The following is a 19,493-nucleotide window of genomic DNA, read 5'->3' as shown; positions in this document are numbered from 1 at the left end:
TGAAAGCTCCTAGTAGCGCACCCACTTGGCCACACTTTCGGGCAAATGCGGTTTGATTTCTCTCATCGCATCCACTGCCAAAGGGGACAACATGGCATTTCGCCAAAATGGCTGTTCCGGAAGCGAGGTGAAGCCTGCCCCAGTAACCAGCACCAACACAATAAATAAACCACGCGCGAAGCCGAACGTGGCACCCAGGCCACGGTCCGCAAAACCCAAACCCGCTGCAGCAACAATTTTGCCCAACAGAGAAATCAGAATGGCACCCACCAACATGGTTGCAAAAAACGCAGCGGCACAACCAATCAGTGCTTTCATGGGCGGACTCAGCGATTCAGCCCAATCCATGTAAACAGCCAGATCTGCGCCATAGCGATTTGCTACCCAGAAGGCCAACACCCAGTTGGCCAAAGAAAGCACTTCTTTGACCATGCCCCGGAACAAACCCAGAATGACCGACAGCACCACCACCGCAATAACGATGTAATCAAATATCGTCACTGCACTACTCTCCCTGAGGAGTAACCCGCAGCGGCCAACTTGGCTTTGGTTTCATCGGCTTTGGTCTGACCTGAAATTGGCCCCACCCTGACCCGGTATACCGTGCCATTGCCAGTGCTTGTGGACTCCACCTTCGCCGGGAAACCCTTGCCACTCAATTCTTTGCTCAGTGCATCTGCGCGAGCCTTGTCGCTGACAGCAGCAACCTGCACCCAATACACCTCAGCCTTGGCAAATGCCGCAATTGGGTCTTCAACCTTGGGTTCAGCCTTGGGTTCAACTTTAGGTTCCGGCTTGGGCTCAACCTTGTTTGCTGGCTTAGTTTCCAGCTTAGTTTCGGGCTTAGTTTCGAGCTTGGGCTTAGGCTCAGGCGCCGGTTCAGAAACAATAGGGGGCGGTTCTACGGCAGGCGCAACCGGTGCAATTGCCACGGCCTGTTCTTGGGTCGACTGCGGAGCCTCAATCTTTGCTTGCTCGGGAACTTTGGCAGCCTGGGCTGGAATTTCTGCAGATGGGCGATCAGGTACCACCAACTCCACGTCGCTGCTGGTTTGGGATGGTTCATTTTCAACCAAAGCGGGAACGATGATGATGGCTGCCAGAAAAAGCGCAATGGAGCCCACCAACCGCCTTCTGGACCTGCGTTTCAACTCATCAACCGGATCGTTGTTGACTTTGTTCCTGGCAGTAGAACGCGAATTTGAACTCACCTGCACTCCTGAAAAAATTAACCGGGACGTTTTCGAAGCGCTTCTTTGGCTTGCATGGCCTGCGCCACAACCAGGAAGGATCCAAAAACCAGAATTCTATCATTGGGTGGCACCGCAGAAGTGACCACCGCATACGCTTGACCCACACTCTCGTAGCTCTGCACGCTTTTTTCTGGGGGCTGCTTTGCAATACCCCCTTTGGCCAGTGCCTGGGAATTGCCAACCCAGTCAAAAGCCCCTGCGTCCACACCGGCCAGTTCAAGTTGTTGCTTCAACTGCACTGTGCTGCGCCCCCTGTCACCTTCAAGCGGCACCAGGTGCCAATGGTCTACCCTATCTTTCAAGGCCTTGACCACCTCAACAGCATCTTTATCGGCCAGCATCCCGAAAATACAATGGGTGTATGGAAAAAAACCCATGTTGTCGAGGCTTTCACGCAAATGCGCGGCAGCGTGGGGATTGTGTCCAACGTCCAGAACCACCGTGGGTTGACCCGGCAGCACCTGAAAACGCCCTGGCCACTCCACCAAGAGAAAACCCTGTCGAATCGATTGTGCCGGTACTGGCAATCGATCCCGCACAGACTCAAGCGCAGCCAAAGCTGCTGAGGCATTCAACAACTGGTTGGTGCCCCGCAAAGCCGGGTAAGCCAGGGCAGCACGGCGCATACTGCGCCCGCCGTAGGCCCACTGCTGTTTGTCACCGCTGTAGTTGTAATCGCGCGCAAACAGCCACAAATCTGCACCGATTGAATTGGCGTGGTCGATCACGCTTTGTGGTGGCTTGGGGTCGCCCACAATAGCTGGCTTGCCTGTTCGGAATATACCCGCCTTCTCGCGGCCAATGCTTTCCCGGTCGGGCCCAAGAAAGGCCTGATGATCAATATCGACGCTGGTGCAAATCGCGCAGTCGGTGTCAAAAATATTGACCGCATCCAGTCGTCCACCCAAACCCACTTCCAGAATGACGGCATCCAGATCCAGACGAGAGAACACCAGGGCCACCGCCAGCGTGGTGAACTCAAAATAAGTCAGGGAAATACCCGTTGCGATGCGGGCCTGTTCCACCTGTTCGAAGGCGGAAATCAGCTCTGGCTCCGCCACCTCGGCACCATTGATGCGGGCGCGTTCAGTGAAGCGGATTAGATGCGGCGAGGTGTACATGCCCACCTTGTAGCCCGCCTGAATCAGAATGCTTTCCAGCATGGCGCAGGTAGACCCTTTGCCATTGGTACCCGCCACGGTAAACACAAGGCCACTCAAGGCGAAACCCATGTGTTGCTGCACCACCTTCAAGCGGTCCAGCCCCATGTCAATCGGCTTGCTGTGAATCGATTCCAGATAAGCCAGCCACGCATTCAATGTGGCGTTGGCAGCTGGCTTCATCGGTTTGGAAGGGTCTGGTTGGGGTACTGCTTGGTTCATAAATACTCAGGCTGCTAGTTTTCAGGCTGCTCAGTTTCAGGCCGGCTGGTCAATCTGTTTTTTCATCAACAGCGCCAAAAGGCTGGTCAGGGTTTTCTTCATTTCACGGCGATCCACAATGCAATCCACCGCACCCTTTTCCATCAAAAACTCGGCACGCTGAAAACCTTCAGGCAAAGTTTGCCGAACGGTTTGTTCAATCACGCGTGGGCCGGCAAAACCAATCAAGGCTTTGGGTTCTGCAACCACCACATCGCCCAAAAACGCGAAACTGGCGGAAACGCCACCCATGGTAGGGTCGGTCAAAACAGAAATATAGGGAAGTTTGGCCTGGCTCAGCTTGGCCAGCATGGCCGAGGTTTTTGCCATTTGCATTAGCGAACCCAAACCTTCCTGCATGCGTGCGCCGCCAGAAGCTGCAATGCTGATAAACGGAACATTGGCGTCAAGCGCCGCCTGCACGCCGCGACAAAAACGTTCGCCCACCACAGAACCCATAGAACCGCCCATGAACTCAAACTCGAAGCAGGCTATCACCACTTCCAGGCCGTTCATGGTGCCTTTTTGAACCACCAGGGCATCGGTTTCGCCTGTGGCCTCTTTGGCTTCATTCAAACGCGCGGTGTAGCTTTTGCTGTCCTTGAATTTCAGGGTATCCATGGGCAATACTTCACGCCCAATTTCAACGCGCTCATCATTGTCGAACAACAAATTCAGACGCTCACGCGAACCTATGCGCATGTGGTAAGTGCACGAGGGGCAAACCATGGCATTGCTCACCAAATCATTTTGATAGAGCACTGCATCACAGCTTTTGCATTTCGCCCAAATACCTTCGGGAACGCTTTTCTTGGCTGCGTCGCCGGGTGTCTTTGAGGAAATGCGCGGCGGAATAATTTTGTCAAACCAACTCATACACTTTCCCTTGCTGAGGATTTCTTTTGGAAGTTATTGTTTCATGCCAAATTGCGCATCCAGCGCGGCACGAATCTGGGCAATGAACTTGCCCGCCAAAGCGGCGGCCTCTTGTGGGCTGCCTGCTTCTAGAAACTGAATCAGTGCAGAGCCAATCACCACGGCATCTGCGGATTGTGCGACACGACATGCCGACTCGGCGTCGCGAATACCAAAGCCCACACCCACGGGTACATCAGTGAATTTGCGAATGGTGGGCAACTTGGAACTGACTTCAGCGGCATTCAGGTTTTGCGCACCAGTCACGCCTTTCAGCGACACGTAATACACATAACCGCTGGCTGCCCTTGCCACTTTTTCAATGCGTTCATCTGAAGAAGTTGGCGCCAGTAAAAAAATAGGATCCAGTTCGGCGGCACGCAGGTATTTGGAAAACTCAAGTGACTCCTCGGGTGGGTAATCCACCACGAGCACTCCATCCACACCTGCCTTTTTTGCCTCGGTGACATACTTTTCGACACCCATGCGTTCAATGGGGTTGGCATACCCCATCAGCACAATCGGTGTGTGCTGGTTGGTCTGGCGAAACTCGGCCACATAATCCAGAATTTTGCGGGAAGTCACTCCCTTTTCAAGCGCACGTTCGCTTGAACGCTGAATGACCGGACCATCGGCCATGGGGTCAGAAAACGGCACTCCCAGCTCAATGACATCGGAACCTGCATTGGCCAAGGCATGCAACATGGCCACAGTCTGGCCGGGGTCAGGATCACCGCCAGTGACGAACGGAATCAGGCCTTTGCGACCTTCTTCTTTTAATTTTGCAAATACTGCTTTGATTCTTGACATGGTTGTAATTGAAATTTATTTCTTGTTGCAGGCCATTTCTGCACCTGTTTTGCAATCGGGGTGGCAATAAAACTCGGCACCACTCAAGCGCGCCACGGTGTGCATGTCTTTGTCGCCACGGCCAGACAAGTTCACCAAAATCACCTTGTCTTTGGGCAAGGTTTTGGCCAGCTTCGCAGCATGCGCCAAGGCATGGCTACTTTCCAGCGCCGGGATGATGCCCTCAATGCGGCAACACTGGTGGAAGGCTTCAAGCGCCTCGGCATCGGTAATACCCACGTATTCAGCCCGGCCAGAATCCTTCAGCCATGCATGCTCAGGGCCAACACCGGGATAATCCAGACCCGCGGAAACCGAATGGGTTTCAATAATTTGCCCATCATCGCTTTGCAACAGGTAGGTACGGTTACCATGCAACACGCCAGGTGTGCCAGCGCTCAGCGATGCAGCATGCTTGCCAGTTTCAATGCCCTCGCCCGCAGCTTCCACACCCACCAACTTCACGCCATCCACGTTCAAGTAGGGGTGGAAAATACCCATGGCGTTCGATCCGCCACCTACACAGGCCAGCACATAATCTGGCTGCTTGCCCACCATGGTCGGCATTTGCTGAATGCATTCGCGACCAATCACGCTTTGGAAGTCTCGAACCAGCATGGGATATGGGTGTGGACCCGCCACGGTGCCAATAATGTAAAACGTGTCTTCCACGTTCGTAACCCAGTCGCGCATGGCTTCGTTCAGCGCATCTTTCAGGGTTTTGGAGCCAGAAGTGACCGGAATAACCTCGGCACCCAACAGCTTCATGCGAAACACGTTTTGTGCCTGCCGGGCCACATCTTCCTGACCCATATACACCACACACTTCATGCCATAACGCGCAGCCACAGTGGCCGTGGCCACACCGTGCTGGCCCGCACCTGTTTCCGCAATTACGCGGGGCTTGCCCATGCGCTTGGCGAGCATGGCCTGCCCAATGCAGTTGTTCACTTTGTGGGCACCTGTGTGGTTCAGGTCTTCCCGCTTGAAGTAAATTTGTGCACCACCGACCAAATCAGACCAGCGCTTGGCGTGATAAATGGGGCTGGGGCGACCCACAAAATGTTTCAGTTCACTTTCAAACTCCGCCAAAAATTCGGGGTCGTTTTGGTAATGGGCGTACACACTTTTCAGTTCTTCCAGGGCGTGAACCAGGGTTTCAGACACAAAAGTACCGCCGTAGGGGCCGAAATGGCCAGTGGCGTCTGGAAATTCATAGGGTTTGTTCATGATGCTGCTCAATCTGGGTTCACTTACAACAGCCCTGCATCGGCCTTCTGGACCGCTTTGCAGAACATTTCAATTTTTTCGATACTCTTTATGCCTCGCGCCGACTCAATCCCGCTGGACACATCGACACCATAGGGTCGCAAGCCATGAATAGCCTGTTCCACATTGCTTGCATCCAACCCCCCGGATAATACCAAAGCCTGCTTCAGTTCACCCGCTTTGGGCAGCAAAGACCAATCAAAAGTATGCCCTGTTCCACCATACGCCTCGCTCCATGAATCGACAAGAAGCGCCTGCGCCACATGGAATTTTTCACTTTCTTTCAGCAAGTTCACATCGGCCTTCATTCGAATGGCCTTGATGTAGGGACGCCTGAAACTGTCGCAAAACTGTGGACTTTCATCGCCGTGAAACTGCAACAGCACATTGGGAATTTCCGAAATGACGGAATTGACGAAATCGGCCTGAGGATTCACAAACAAGGCAACCGGGGTTTGCCAGGCACCCAAACAACGCGCCAGCTGCCCCGCCTGCGCCACCTCAATGTGGCGCGGTGAAGGCGGATAAAACACGAAACCCACGGCATCAGCCCCAGCCCGAGTGGCCGCACGCACCGTGTCTTCGGTTTGAAAGCCGCACAACTTGATTCGGGTTCTCATGCAAACAGTTCCTGTATTCCGTATTGCTCGGGGTATTCGATATTCCACAAGCTTAAACCCTGCGCGGGATAAGTTTTTGCCGCCAGGCTTCTGTTTCTGGATTCAAGCACATCCCTTAACCAGCTTTCGGCTTGCCTGTGCTGGCCCACTTCCATCAGGCTGCCCATCAAGTTTCTTACCATGTGGTGCAAAAATGCATTGCCATGAATTTCAAAGTAGCAATGGTCAACGGCTTCAATCAGGTTTAAAGCGAACAAGGTGCGCACTGGGCTTGCCGCCTGGCATTGCGAGGCGCGAAACGCGCTGAAATCATGTGTGCCCAACAAACATTCCGCTGCACGGCGCATGGCGGCCAAATCAAGCGGGTAGTGAACCCAGGTCATGAAACGTTTGAATGGGTCGCGAACGGGTGCGCTATAAAAATAGTAACGATAAGTTCTTGATACCGCACTGAAACGTGCATGAAAACTTGCATCAAGCTGTTTGGCGCCAAGCACCGAAATGGTAGGTGGCAAACTGTTGTTAACCCCTTTGATCCAGGCCGTCAGCGGCCTGTCTGCTGCTGTATCAAAATGCACAACCTGCTGGCGGGCATGTACGCCGGTGTCTGTTCGGCCCGCACAAATTAAAGCAATGGGCTCTTGGGCAATTGCCTCTATGGCCTTGGTCAAGTGGTCCTGGACAGTTCGACCATGTGGTTGTGTTTGCCAACCTTCAAACTCATGGCCGTCGTAACAAAGGCCCAAGGCCACTCTGTTCATTTAGTTCAACGTAGCCAAAAGCGCCTTGGCCTTGCGAACCTGGTCCACATCGCCTTTTTTCACGATTTCGTTCAACAACTCTTTGGCACCATCTGCATCGCCGATTTCAACGTAAGCGCCCGCCAAGTCCAGCTTGGTGGCAACTTCCTGCCAGGTGGCATCGTCCACTTTGGGGTTAGGAACATCAACGTCGAGGTCAACAAGCGTCTTGTCAATGGCCTCTTCAGGAACGGCACCCGGCCCATCAACATTGGATTTGTCAGTGTCGTCTTTCAACTCAACCGGTTTTTCACCCACAGTTTCTTCGCCAACCAAGTCATCGAATGCTGCATCAATTTCTCGCGCATTCACATCGTGCTGAGGCAAAGGTTGCTTTCGCAATTCATCCAGTTCTTCCTGGGCCGCCAAGGTGCCTTTTTCGATTTCATCCAGGTCATCAAGAATCGAACCTGATTTGGATTCGTTAGGCTCTTCCTCAGGGAAATCCAGAGTGACCTCGCTGTCCAATGATTCTTTGTGTTGCAGTGCTTCCTCAGAAGCTTCATTCAGTTCGGGAATGTCATCAGCCACGGCTGGCTTATCTTCCGCTTCCACGGGGGCTGCGTGAAGTTGCGTCGCCTCTTCAGGTTCGGCCTGCTTCAAGCGATCATTCAGTACTTCATCCAGATCAAAGTCAGAATTTTCAGCCTGATTCAGACCGCTGGCTCGCTCAGCTGCAATTCCTGCACTGGCTGCCGCAATGGCCTCATCAAATTCATTCACTTCGCTGAAAGAAGAATCGTCCTCGGCCTCGAGCTCATCTTCCTCGTTTTTGGTTTTGTTCTTGCGTGCACGGGCAATCAGCAACAACACAAGCAACACAAGCAAACCACCTGCACCTGCCAAAATCCAGGGCAACCAGTCAAAAGGCTGCTCTTCTGCTGCTGCTTGCTGCACTGGTGCCTGTACACCATCGCTGCTGGCGGGCTCGTCGGCCACCGGCGATTCAGCAGCAGGCTCGTCGGCACCATTCTCGGCCAGTGTTTCCGAGGGTACTTCAACAGCTGCTGGCTCAGTAGTAGCATCAGTCCCAACTGCCGGGCCATCAGCTGCAGGTGCGGCAGGCTCGCTGCCCAGGTCTTTTTGCATGTCGAGCAAACGCTGCAAGTCACTTACGTTCTTCTCGAGCAAAGCAATTCGCTCATTCGCCTCGGCCAGTGCCTTGTTTTTGGCCACCAGCTCCTCTGCGTTGGTATCGGCATTGCTTGCACCTTGGGCTGAGCCGGGTGCAATTTGTAATCGGTCAGCCGGTGCACCCGCATTGGCCTTGGGCGCTTGATCTTGCGGAGTAATGCTGCCCTGGGCACTGGTGGCGTCTGCCGCTGCAAGCTGATTGTCAACAGTTAGCAAACCAATTTGGCGAGCGTAAGCGGAGTACACATTGCGATCGTCGTTTTGAGCAAGAATCAGCAAAGCCTCATTGGCATTGCGGGCTCGCAGCGCCGCACGATTGGGAACCTGAATTTGGGCGCCCTCACGAATCAGGTGTACGCTGCCATTAATAAATGAGGCTTTGTTGGCCTCGTAAATTGCAGCCATGGCCTGGTTCAGGGTGACGCCGTCGCCGACCAGTTGCAAAGCCAACTCCGACAGAGTGTCGCCACGCTCAACATTCAAAGTACCTTCAGGCGCAGCGGGCGCTGAAGCCACTGGAGCTTTGGAGACTGCAGGTGGTTCGGAAACCGCTGGCGCTTTTGGCGCAGTTGCCTTGGGTGCCACAGCAGGCGGTGTCATCGGCGGGCGAATTTCAGGAAGACTCGTTGCGGGTTCAGCCGCCTGGGCCACACCAACAGGCACAGTCAGGGTATATTCCCGCGCAACACGGCCACCCGCCCAGGTCAATTCAACCAAAGTGTCGATGAAACCAGCAGGCAAAGGCTGCACAGAGGTAATCTTGACAAGCGCCGTACCGGGCTGAGGGCCATCTTGTACTGCAAACTGAAGACTCTTCAGGTTCGGATCCATGCTCAGGCGGGCAGCTTTGAAAGCCTCTGCGGAAGCCAGCTTGGCCTGCAAGGAAGCGCGTTCCTCTGGCAACACCAGATCAACCTGAATTTGCGCCAGAAAAGGCTCGCCTGCACCCGACAGCACTTCAAGCTTACCGAGCTGTGCTGCCTGCGCGAAGGAACTTGCCAACAAACCTGATGCAAAAACAAAGGGCAGAATCTTCTTTTTGGTATGCCTCACCCGTTTACTCCATGAATGTTCAAGCCGCCTTCGGCAGCTTTTTTGGGATCAATATTGATGCAGCTTAGCGTTCAATCAAAATACGCAGCATGCGGCGCAGTGGCTCGGCCGCACCCCACAACAGCTGATCGCCCACGGTGAAAGCGCTCAGATAATCGCCACCCATGGCCATTTTCCGCAAACGGCCAACTGGCACATGCATGCGGCCTGTAACGGCTGCAGGGGTCAAATCGCGCATGGATGCATCACGCTCGTTGGGGATCACTTTAACCCAATCATTGGCCTTGGCAAGCATGTCATTGACCTCATTCAATGGAATGTCTTGCTTCAGCTTGATGGTCAACGCCTGTGAGTGACAACGCATGGCACCCACACGTACGCACAATCCATCCACAGGCACACAACCGGGTGTACCCATGGCTGGCTTGCCCAGAATCTTGTTGGTTTCTGCGCCACCCTTCCATTCTTCTTTGGACTGGCCATTGCCCAGGTCTTTGTCGATCCAGGGAATGAGGCTTCCGCCCAGTGGCACGCCAAAGTTATCGGTCGGGTATGCGTCGGAATTAATATGCTGAGCCACCTTGCGGTCAATTTCCAGAATGGCAGATGCGGGATCGGCCAACAGGTCTTTGACCGAACCATGAATGCTGCCCATTTGCGAAATCAGTTCGCGCATGTTTTGCGCACCAGCGCCAGAAGCGGCCTGGTAAGTCATGGAAGTAATCCACTCCACCTGATTGTTCTGGAACAAACCACCCAAAGCCATCAGCATCAGCGACACGGTGCAGTTACCACCTACATAATTCTTGATGCCTTTGGTCAGGCCATCCTTAATCACGTTCATGTTCACCGGATCAAGAATAATAATGGCGTCGTCTTTCATGCGCAGGCTTGAGGCCGCATCAATCCAGTAACCATTCCAGCCAGCCTCGCGCAGCTTGGGAAATACTTCATTGGTGTAGTCACCGCCCTGGCAAGTCAACACCACGTCCATTTGCTTCAGAGCGTCGATGTTGTTTGCATCCTGCAAGGGACCCGCGTTGCCAGCGAAAGCTGGCGCCTTGCCACCCGCATTGGAAGTGGAGAAGAAAATCGGCTCGAAATGCGCGAAATCATTCTCTTCCTGCATGCGTTGCATCAGCACGGAACCCACCATGCCTCGCCATCCAACCAAACCAACTTTCAACATAAAAAAACTCCAGTACTTTTAAATTCTTGAATTGCGATTTCGCTTTATTGTTGCTTGGCCAGTGCCGCAACAATTGCATCACCCATACCCGCTGTTCCGGTGCGCGCCTTGCCATCGCGCCAAATGTCACCCGTACGCGGGCCAGTGGCCAACACCGTTTTCACTGCGCTCTCAATGCGGTTTGCATAATCTTCAAGGCCAAAGGTGTAACGCAGCATCATCGCTGCAGAAAGCACGGTGGCCATGGGGTTAGCCAGGTCTTTGCCAGCAATGTCGGGCGCGGAACCATGAATTGGCTCGTACAAACCGAAATTGGATTCATTCAGCGAGGCCGATGGCAACATGCCGATAGAGCCAGTCAACATGGACGCTTCATCTGACAAAATATCACCGAACAGGTTACCCGTCACGATGACGTCGAACTGCTTTGGGTTTTTCAACAACTGCATGGCACAGTTGTCAACGTACATGTGGCTTAATTCGACATCGCTGTATTCCTTGCCTACTTCAGTCACAATGTCACGCCAAAACTGGGTAGTTTCCAGCACGTTGGCTTTGTCAACCGAACACAGCTTGCCACCACGCTTTTGTGCCGCTTGAAAGGCCACATGGGCAATGCGGCGAATTTCAGTTTCAGCGTAGCGCATAGTGTCAAATGCCTCACGCTCGCCTTTAAATGGACCATCCTCGGCGATGCGGTTGCCACGCGGCGTTCCAAAGTAAATATCGCCAGTCAGTTCACGAACAATCAGAATGTCCAGTCCTGCCACTATTTCAGGGCGTAGGGTAGACGCATCAGCCAACTCATCATAGACCATCGCGGGGCGGAAATTGGCAAACAGATTCAAGGCTTTGCGAATGCCCAAAATTGCTTGCTCTGGCCGCAAATGGCGCGGGAGCGTATCGAGAGAAAAGTCACCCACAGCGCCAAACAACACAGCATCCGAAGCTTTGGCCAAAGCCACGGTCTCTTCCGGCAAAGGCACGCCTTTTTCGCGGTAGGCCACGCCACCGATCAATGCGTGCTCAAACTCGATGTTCAAGCCATCGGTTTTCAGGGCTTCAAGCACCTTGACAGCCTGCGCGGTAATCTCCGGGCCAATGCCGTCACCGGGCATTACGGCAATTTTTAAAGTCATTCGTGTTCTCTGCTTTTTTATATTTAGATTGTGTTGGCAAGCCAAGGCTGGTTGGCCAGGCGGTTTTTCTCGAAAGCCACAATGTCATCGCGATGCTGCAAAGTCAGGCCAATGTCGTCAAAGCCATTCATCAGGCAATGCTTGCGGAATGCATCTACATTGAAGCTGTAGCTTTTTCCAGCAATGCTCACGGTTTGGTGCTCAAGACTTACTGTGATCTCAATGCCAGGTTTTGCATCAATTGCGGCGAAAACTTCTTTCAGCTCTTCTTCTTTTAAAACAATGGGTAAGAAACCATTTTTAAAGCAATTATTGAAGAAGATATCCGCAAAACTGCTGGAAATAACCGCCTTGAAACCATACTGTTGCAGCGCCCAGGGCGCATGCTCACGGGAGGACCCACACCCGAAGTTGGGACCTGCGACCAACACGGTGCCGCCTTTGAATTCTGGCTTGTTCAGCTCGAAATCAGGATTCAGGGGGCGCTTGGTGCAATCCATGCCAGGCTCGCCTTCGTCCAGGTAACGCCAACCATCGAACAAGTGCTCGCCGAAACCGGTGCGCTTGATGCTTTTCAGAAACTGTTTGGGGATGATGGCATCGGTGTCCACATTGGCGCGGTTCAATGCAACGGCAATGCCAGTGTGGGTTACAAATTTGTCCATAATTAATCCGTGAATATTCCGGTTGATCCGGAGTTCAAACCATACAAGCAAGCAAACGCTTGCCTGCACAGCTTAGAAATACCAGTAAACATTACTTCTTGTTTTCGTCTGCGGTGCGTTCAATGGCAGCGCCGCCCGCCTTGATGTCCTTGCCCATGCCCTCAATGGTGTTGCAAGCGGACAATGACAGGGCTGACAAAGCAAGCAGAAATACGGAAACGATCTTCATATCAAACACTCCTTTGTTTTAAAAGGTTCTGGAATCAGTGAAATGGCCTGCAATCGCTGCCGCAGCCGCCATGGCCGGGCTGACAAGGTGTGTACGGCCGCCCGCACCTTGACGTCCTTCAAAATTCCGGTTGCTGGTGGAGGCACAACGCTCCCCACTGCCCAAACGATCCGCATTCATGGCCAGGCACATGGAACAACCGGGCTCTCGCCACTCAAACCCGGCTTCAAGGAATATTTTGTCCAAACCTTCCTTTTCAGCCTGCGCTTTGACCAAGCCCGACCCAGGGACCACCATGGCCAATTTGACCGTTTCCGCTTTTTTCTTGCCCTTCACCACCGCCGCAGCGTCGCGCAAATCTTCAATGCGCGAATTGGTACAAGAACCAATGAACACGGTATCCACGTTGATGTCTTCAATTTTCTGCAAAGGCTTCAAGCCCATGTACTGCAAGGCACGCTCGTAGCCCTGGCGCTTCACCGGGTCGGCCACCGAAGCGGGGTCTGGCACCACACCGTGCACATCAGTCACCATTTCTGGTGAAGTACCCCAGCTCACCTGCGGTTTAATGTCTTCCGCACGCAGCTCAACCACATGGTCGAAATGTGCACCTTCATCTGAATGCAAGGTTTGCCAATAAGCAACTGCCGTATCCCACATCTCGCCTTTCGGGCTGAATGGGCGACCTTTCACGTATTCGATTGTTTTTTCGTCGACGGCCACCATGCCAGAGCGTGCACCGCCCTCGATGGCCATGTTGCACATGGTCATGCGACCTTCAACAGACAATCCGCGAATGGCGGAGCCCGCAAATTCAATGGCATACCCGGTACCGCCAGCCGTACCAATTTTGCCAATAATGGCCAAAATCACGTCTTTGGCAGAAACACCCTTGCCCAAAGTACCTTCCACGCGCACCAGCATGTTTTTGGCTTTTTTCATCAGCAAACACTGGGTGGCCATAACGTGCTCAACTTCCGAGGTACCGATACCAAATGCCAGCGCACCGATGGCGCCATGGGTGCTGGTGTGCGAATCGCCGCAAACCACGGTCATGCCAGGCAAGGTTGCGCCCTGCTCGGGCCCGATCACATGCACAATGCCTTGGCGCAAGTCTTTGATATCGAAGTAGGTCAGGCCATGGGCTTTTGCATTTTTGTCCAGTGTTTCAACCTGCAATCGCGAAGTTGGGTCGGCGATGCCTTTGGAACGGTCAGTGGTAGGCACGTTGTGGTCCACCACAGCCAGGTTGGCACTGTTGCGCCACAGGTCGCGGCCAGCTAGCTCCAAACCTTCAAAGGCTTGGGGGCTGGTCACTTCATGCAGCAAATGGCGGTCGATGTAAATCAGTGAGGTGCCATCTTCTTCGGTGCGCACCACATGACTTTCCCAGAGTTTGTCGTAAAGAGTTTTTGCCATTTTCAAGGACCTGCTTCGGGCTGACTCATTCAACGGGTTTGTTCCGCTGAACGGAGCAGCAAATTGCTTAGAGAATAACCCCTGATTATGCCACAGCCAGCCCCGGCCTTGCAGCACAGCCGGCATGGCTGCGCCTCAAAATCAACTTGCTCGCCGGTGCTTAACGCTTCTTGGCTTGCTCATACAAAGGTTGCACCCTGGCTGAATAAACCTCGAGATCCTGGATCCGGTTTTCGGGCGATGGGTGCGTAGACAACAACTCGGGTGGTGAACCACCACCAGCCCGGCTCATCTTCTGCCAAACACTGATTGCAGCACGGGGGTTGTAGCCTGCACGCGCGGCCAACTCCACGCCAATTCGGTCTGATTCCACTTCATGAGAACGGCCATACGGCAGTGAAATTGCCACATTGGCGGCCATACCCGCAAGATCGGATGCACCACGCGACAAACCAAAAACTGCCGAAGCCAGATCCAGTCCAACATTCGTGGCAAGTTGCTGCGAAATTCGTTCCCTACTGTGTTCCCGCAAAGCATGGGCAATTTCGTGCCCCATGATGGCCGCGATTTCATCATCAGTCAGCGCCAGTTTTTCAATCAAAGCCGAGTAAAACGCGATTTTTCCGCCCGCCATGCACCAGGCATTGAGTTGGTCAGATTCAATCACATTGACTTCCCATTTCCACTGTGGCGCATCCGGCCGGAATGCCACAGTTTGGGGAATCAGGCGATTGGCAATGGCACGCACCCTGGCCACCTGCTTGGCATCCCTGTTCAGTTTGCCTTCCTTTTGCGCCTTGGCGATCACATCGGCATAACCTTTGGCTGCTGCGGCATCCACTTCTGCTGAGGAAACAAGCACAAACTGGGAACGATCAACCCCAACCGCCCCACCAGAGGTGGTTTGAGTGGTTAAACACGCGGCCAGCACACCAGTTGAAAACGCAAGGCTCAGCGTTAATGTGGTGCGTCGCTTCAATCCAGAAAATACCATTGTTTTTCACCTGTAATTGTCAGTAAAACCGTTCTGTAGAAACGGCGCTCAATGCTGCAAAGTTGACATCAATTACCTGCATTCGACAGTTTATCCCGACAAAAGTGCCGAAGTTGGCTGCTTGCTGGCAATCGTAAAGCGCCAACCTAGAAGCAGGGCAATCAAACCACTGACCGAGGCCATGGCAAATGCACTGGCAGGCCCGCCCCACTCCCATGCGAAGCGGCCTAAAAATGTACCGGCAGATCCACCAAGCCCATATGCAATGGTGGCATACATGGCTTGGCCACGAACCACCAGCTTGACTGGCAAGTTTTCTCGCAACCAGGAAATTGTGGCGGTGTGGTGTGCCGCAAAAGTTAAAGCATGCAAACCCTGTGCAAAAAGCATCAGCCAGCCGTATTCAGGGAATGCCGCTGTCAGGGCAAACCGGAATGCGCACGCTGCGAAGCTGACGCAAAGCCAGGTGTTCAGGGAAAAGCGTTTGAAAAAGCGGGCTTGAAGGGCAAAAAACACCACTTCACACATCACACCAAATGCCCACAAGCCACCAATACTCATTTCGGAATAATTGAACTCGAGCAGGTAAAGCGAGAAAAAGGCATAGAAAACCCCATGCGCGAAAATCATGAAAAATGCAGCCAACCAGAAAAGTGGCATGGGACCTGGCAACAACAGGCGCTTGAAGCCACTGCCGGTGAACAGGATTGAATTTTCCGTACTGGTCACCCGGGGAGAATCGGGCGTGAATTTCAAGGCTGCTACAAACCCGAGCAGCAACATGGCGCAAGCCCAAAACGGATAAGAGGCAAAACCAAAGCGATCAGCCACAGCCCCGAAAACCAGCACTGCCAACACAAAGCCCAGTGAGCCATACAAACGCACCTGGCCATATTGGCCAGTACAACCGGCACAACGCTCCATGGCATATGAATCGGACATGGGCACCAAACCTGAAATACTCAGGTTCAACAACAACACAAGAACAATGAGGTGAGAAGGCGTTTGCTGATACCAGAACGCAAGGGCTGCAAAACAAAAACCCGCAAAGGTGCCAAGTCGAATCCAGCGAACCCGGTTACCAGTGTGGTCCGCTAGCCAACCCCAGGCAAAGGGGCCGACAATTCGCATCAACTGCATCATGCCCAAAGCCAGGGCGATCACATCCAGGTTATGGCCAATCGATTTCAGGTAAGGCCCTAAAAACGGCGAATACAAGCCGACAAATGCGAAATACGCTGCGTAAAAAAGCGCTAACCAGCCCAGTTGCAAATGCCTGCCCGCTTTTTGGTTGAGGACTTAATAATTGGAAATGCCAGGTGGAATTTGAGGAGTGTCCACCTGAACGTCTGCACACTGCGCGCGGTGCACCAGCAGGTGATCCATAATGACCAAAGCCAGCATGGCCTCTGCGATTGGCGTTGCACGAATACCAACACAAGGGTCGTGGCGACCGTAGGTTTCAACATCAATCGGATTGCCCGCTTTGTCGATCGACTTTCTGGGCAAGCGAATGCTGGACGTTGGCTTGATCGCCATACGAACTTCGATGTTCTGCCCTGTTGAAATACCACCGAGAATACCGCCTGCGTGATTAGATCCAAAGCCCTCAGGGGTCATTTCATCGCCATGCTCAGAACCCTTTTGAGCGATACAAGCGAAACCGGCACCAATTTCAACACCCTTTACAGCGTTAATGCTCATCATGGCGTGGGCAATATCAGCATCCAGTTTGTCGTACAAAGGCGAACCCAAACCCACCGGTACCCCAGTGGCCTGAACACGCAAGCCTGCCCCGCAAGAATCGCCGGACTTTCTCAGGGTGTCCATGTAGGCCTCGAGCTCGGCAACTTTTCCATTGTTCGGCGCGAAGAAAGGATTGGTGTGCACATCGTCCCAAGTGGAAAACGGAATATCCACCTCACCAATTTGAGTCATGCAACCACGGATCTCGATACCCAGCTTGCTGGTCAACCATTTTTTCGCGATAGCACCCGCAGCCACCATGGGAGCTGTCATGCGGGCCGATGAGCGCCCGCCTCCGCGATAATCACGAATGCCGTATTTGTGCCAGTAGGTGTAATCGGCATGACCGGGGCGAAACGTGTCCATGATGTTGCCGTAGTCTTTGCTGCGCTGATCTTGATTGCGAATCAACAAACCAATTGGAGCACCCGTTGTCACGCCTTCAAAAACGCCGGAAAGAATTTCAACTTGGTCTGCTTCCTGACGCTGAGTGACATGGCGGGAAGTGCCTGGCTTGCGTCGATCCAAATCGGCCTGCAAATCTGCTTCAGTCAAAGGCAAACCGGGTGGGCAGCCATCAACCACACAACCAATGGCGGGCCCATGGCTTTCCCCAAAATTACTGACCACAAAAAGGCGACCCAGGCTGCTTCCGGACATGCGTGTTCACTCGAATAGGCAAAACATTATTTTATCGGAATATCCCGCACCTGAACGGCGCGGGTGTTGAGCTTACTCAATTGCGACTTCTCAATTGCAACTTATTTGCTGCTCAGTTGCTACTGAGTTGCTACTGAATCAAAGTACTGCTGAATGCGTTCGACAGCTGATGCCCCAGTGTGTGACCACTCAAAAATGCGTCTTCCACCCGCGCACCATTAAGCCAGTCTCCACATGCACCCAGCATGTGTTCCTCGCTGAAATAACAAGGCATACCCACCGGGTTGCTGGGCAACGAATACAACCAGCGATGCGCGGTAACCGTCAAAGGCTCTTCGATCAACTGGCCAGTCACATTGCAAAACACATCGAGCAGCATCTTGCCCACTTCCTCGGCAGCGTAGTCCTGATGAAGTCGAGACCAATCGGCAGTGGCCTGCAAGATCCAACGGTCACCCACAGCCCTGCCAGGCTTTGAGGAATCGCGACAAATCCAGCCCAATGGGCTGTCCACCACGAAGGCCCCATCGAAATCTACTTTCACAGCCTCGCGAGGCGTGAGCATGACAGACCAAGTAACGCTGGATTCAACAGCAACGGCCAATTGCGCCAAGGGTTTGTGAACTTCATCAAACAACGGCACCACCTGCTCGGCCGGCACAGCACTAATCACCGCATCAAAGCCAGACTCTACCCTGACGGTGCCATCAGCCAGGTGCAGGGTTAATTGGTAAACACCCTCAGTGCGAACAACACCAGCCACCCGGCATTGCAAACGAACATCAAGCCCATGGGCCATGAAGCGCGCCAAACTGGCCATTCCAGGCGTACCCACCCACCGCGTGGTCGTGCTTGCATGGGGGGAGGAAAGCCCGTAGCCCAAATTAACAACAGAACCAGCCCAAGGCGCCACAGCACCCACCTTTTGGGCCTGGTCAATCAATTCAACAAATGCCGGGGACGAAGCCTGAAAATACTGGGTACCATGATCAAAGCCCAAAGGGGGATCAATGTCTCGATTTAGCCAGCGCGTAGGCATGCGCCCCCCCGGGCCACGACTTTTTTCATACAAAGTAACCTCGTGACCCAGCTGAACCAATTCGCGTGCGCAGGCCAAACCCGACATGCCCGCACCAACAATCGCAACTCTTTTTTTCACTTTGATACCACCTGTACTGCTTTTGTTTTCAACTCAATTGCTGCTTTCTTCCATGGGCCAATCGCGAATGTAGCCCTTCAGCATTTTGTTCTCAAACCCTTGTTCCTCAAGCACCGCTTTGGCCACGTCGTGAAACGAAATCACACCGCACAGTGTGTTTCCATCCATCACGGGCAAATAGCGCTGGTGATTCTCAAGCATCAGTTTGCGAAGGCTATCCACCTCCATATCCAGGGTGGCCACGGTGGGCTCTGTGTTCATGACCTCGCGAACCACAATTTCAGCCACAGGCGGCGTGGGGCCGGTGCGGTGCTCTTTTTGCCGTTTGGCCAGAACACGTATCACTTCGCGGAAGGTTACGATGCCGGCCAGCGCCCCTTTGTCCATCACCACCAATGAACCCACGTCATGATCAGCCATGGTAACCACGCAGTCGGACAAATGAGTATCAGGGGTGACAGTAAAAAGCGTGTTGCCCTTTACACGCAGGACTTCTTTAACTTGCATCACAAACCTCCTAAAATATTCTTATGGTCGTTTTATTCATCCTACCCGAAATGCCACAGCTTTCAAGTCCAAATTTCTGAGCAGATACAGGCCTGAAGCGGCAAGGGATGTAAACTACAACGACTAAAAATAAACAAATGGAGACATGGGCATGCCAAAAACCGGAAACAGATTTCAGACTTTTGCCGATTTTTATCCTTTTTACCTGGCTGAACACAACAACCTGACTTGTCGCAGACTGCATTTTGTAGGCTCAACACTGGCACTGGTGTGTTTGTTCAAATTGATTACCACCGGCCAGCCTGTTTGGCTGCTGTATGGTTTGCTGACTGGGTATGCATTTGCGTGGGTGGGCCACTTCTTTTTCGAGAAGAACCGCCCAGCCACATTCAAGTACCCGCTTTACAGCTTCATGGGTGACTGGGTGATGTACAAGGACATCCTGACCCGCAAAATCCCGTTCTGATTTTCG

20 protein-coding genes are annotated in these 19,493 nt (G+C 53.2%); 1 reads left to right on the top strand and 19 read right to left on the bottom strand.

From position 1 onward, the window contains the following. Positions 1-9: 9 nt before the first annotated feature. From HKT17_RS06955 to HKT17_RS06865, 19 genes are all read right to left on the bottom strand, one after another. Entirely contained in the window at positions 10-501 is a 492-nt protein-coding gene (locus HKT17_RS06955; protein ID WP_008248980.1) for a CvpA family protein, read from the bottom strand. Then, positions 498-1,211 carry an SPOR domain-containing protein gene (locus HKT17_RS06950; RefSeq protein ID WP_171098865.1) on the bottom strand — a complete coding sequence of 238 codons (714 nt, stop codon included), beginning with the start codon at positions 1,209-1,211 and terminating at the stop codon, positions 498-500. The genes HKT17_RS06955 and HKT17_RS06950 overlap by 4 nt, the downstream gene beginning before the upstream one ends. A gap of 17 nt (positions 1,212-1,228) precedes the next feature. Continuing rightward, a complete protein-coding gene (gene folC / locus HKT17_RS06945; RefSeq protein ID WP_240965929.1) occupies positions 1,229-2,635 on the bottom strand; it encodes a bifunctional tetrahydrofolate synthase/dihydrofolate synthase in 1,407 nt (468 codons plus the stop codon). A gap of 36 nt (positions 2,636-2,671) precedes the next feature. Further along, on the bottom strand, positions 2,672-3,550 hold the full coding sequence (gene accD / locus HKT17_RS06940) for an acetyl-CoA carboxylase, carboxyltransferase subunit beta (RefSeq protein ID WP_171098863.1): 879 nt from the start codon (positions 3,548-3,550) through the stop codon (positions 2,672-2,674). Between the two features lie 33 nt (positions 3,551-3,583). Further along, complete coding sequence (trpA, locus tag HKT17_RS06935) at positions 3,584-4,399, bottom strand: tryptophan synthase subunit alpha (RefSeq protein ID WP_171098861.1); 816 nt, start codon at positions 4,397-4,399, stop codon at positions 3,584-3,586. Between the two features lie 15 nt (positions 4,400-4,414). Beyond that, a complete protein-coding gene (gene trpB / locus HKT17_RS06930; RefSeq protein WP_171098860.1) occupies positions 4,415-5,668 on the bottom strand; it encodes a tryptophan synthase subunit beta in 1,254 nt (417 codons plus the stop codon). 23 nt (positions 5,669-5,691) lie between these two features. Beyond that, positions 5,692-6,327: a phosphoribosylanthranilate isomerase gene (locus tag HKT17_RS06925; protein ID WP_171098858.1), complete on the bottom strand. Its 636-nt coding sequence runs from the start codon at positions 6,325-6,327 to the stop codon at positions 5,692-5,694. Further along, positions 6,324-7,088, bottom strand: a complete 765-nt coding sequence (truA, locus tag HKT17_RS06920) for a tRNA pseudouridine(38-40) synthase TruA (RefSeq protein WP_171098855.1) — start codon at positions 7,086-7,088, stop codon at positions 6,324-6,326. Before truA ends, HKT17_RS06925 begins: the two co-directional genes overlap by 4 nt. After that, a complete protein-coding gene (locus HKT17_RS06915; RefSeq protein ID WP_171098852.1) occupies positions 7,089-9,314 on the bottom strand; it encodes a motility hub landmark protein FimV in 2,226 nt (741 codons plus the stop codon). A 64-nt stretch (positions 9,315-9,378) separates the two neighbouring features. Continuing rightward, positions 9,379-10,500, bottom strand: coding sequence for an aspartate-semialdehyde dehydrogenase (gene asd / locus HKT17_RS06910; RefSeq protein ID WP_171101407.1), 1,122 nt, complete (start codon positions 10,498-10,500; stop codon positions 9,379-9,381). Positions 10,501-10,547: 47 nt separating this feature from the next. Then, entirely contained in the window at positions 10,548-11,642 is a 1,095-nt protein-coding gene (leuB, locus tag HKT17_RS06905; RefSeq protein ID WP_171098850.1) for a 3-isopropylmalate dehydrogenase, read from the bottom strand. 23 nt (positions 11,643-11,665) lie between these two features. Next, entirely contained in the window at positions 11,666-12,307 is a 642-nt protein-coding gene (gene leuD / locus HKT17_RS06900) for a 3-isopropylmalate dehydratase small subunit (RefSeq protein WP_171098848.1), read from the bottom strand. 91 nt (positions 12,308-12,398) lie between these two features. Then, positions 12,399-12,536, bottom strand: a complete 138-nt coding sequence (locus tag HKT17_RS06895; RefSeq protein WP_105028953.1) for an entericidin A/B family lipoprotein — start codon at positions 12,534-12,536, stop codon at positions 12,399-12,401. Positions 12,537-12,554: 18 nt separating this feature from the next. Then, the gene (leuC, locus tag HKT17_RS06890; protein ID WP_171098846.1) at positions 12,555-13,955 is read right to left on the bottom strand and encodes a 3-isopropylmalate dehydratase large subunit; all 1,401 of its coding nucleotides are present in this window, start codon (positions 13,953-13,955) and stop codon (positions 12,555-12,557) included. Between the two features lie 160 nt (positions 13,956-14,115). After that, entirely contained in the window at positions 14,116-14,949 is an 834-nt protein-coding gene (locus HKT17_RS06885; protein ID WP_105028951.1) for a M48 family metallopeptidase, read from the bottom strand. Positions 14,950-15,039: 90 nt separating this feature from the next. Continuing rightward, positions 15,040-16,221, bottom strand: coding sequence for an MFS transporter (locus HKT17_RS06880; protein ID WP_171098844.1), 1,182 nt, complete (start codon positions 16,219-16,221; stop codon positions 15,040-15,042). Positions 16,222-16,248: 27 nt separating this feature from the next. After that, entirely contained in the window at positions 16,249-17,355 is a 1,107-nt protein-coding gene (gene aroC / locus HKT17_RS06875) for a chorismate synthase (RefSeq protein ID WP_171098841.1), read from the bottom strand. Positions 17,356-17,485: 130 nt separating this feature from the next. Beyond that, entirely contained in the window at positions 17,486-18,514 is a 1,029-nt protein-coding gene (locus tag HKT17_RS06870; RefSeq protein ID WP_171098839.1) for an NAD(P)/FAD-dependent oxidoreductase, read from the bottom strand. Positions 18,515-18,547: 33 nt separating this feature from the next. Then, positions 18,548-19,021, bottom strand: coding sequence for a CBS domain-containing protein (locus HKT17_RS06865; protein ID WP_105028947.1), 474 nt, complete (start codon positions 19,019-19,021; stop codon positions 18,548-18,550). Positions 19,022-19,166: 145 nt separating this feature from the next. Between HKT17_RS06865 and HKT17_RS06860 the strand changes: the two genes are divergently transcribed. Then, positions 19,167-19,487 carry an Mpo1-like protein gene (locus tag HKT17_RS06860; protein WP_105028946.1) on the top strand — a complete coding sequence of 107 codons (321 nt, stop codon included), beginning with the start codon at positions 19,167-19,169 and terminating at the stop codon, positions 19,485-19,487. Positions 19,488-19,493 lie beyond the last annotated feature (6 nt).

Origin of the sequence: Limnobacter sp. SAORIC-580 (genome assembly GCF_013004065.1) — a bacterium.
Classification (GTDB): Bacteria; Pseudomonadota; Gammaproteobacteria; order Burkholderiales; family Burkholderiaceae_B; genus Limnobacter; species Limnobacter profundi.
Note: the sequence above shows the minus strand (reverse complement) of the source record. Positions and strands in the feature narration are given on the sequence as shown.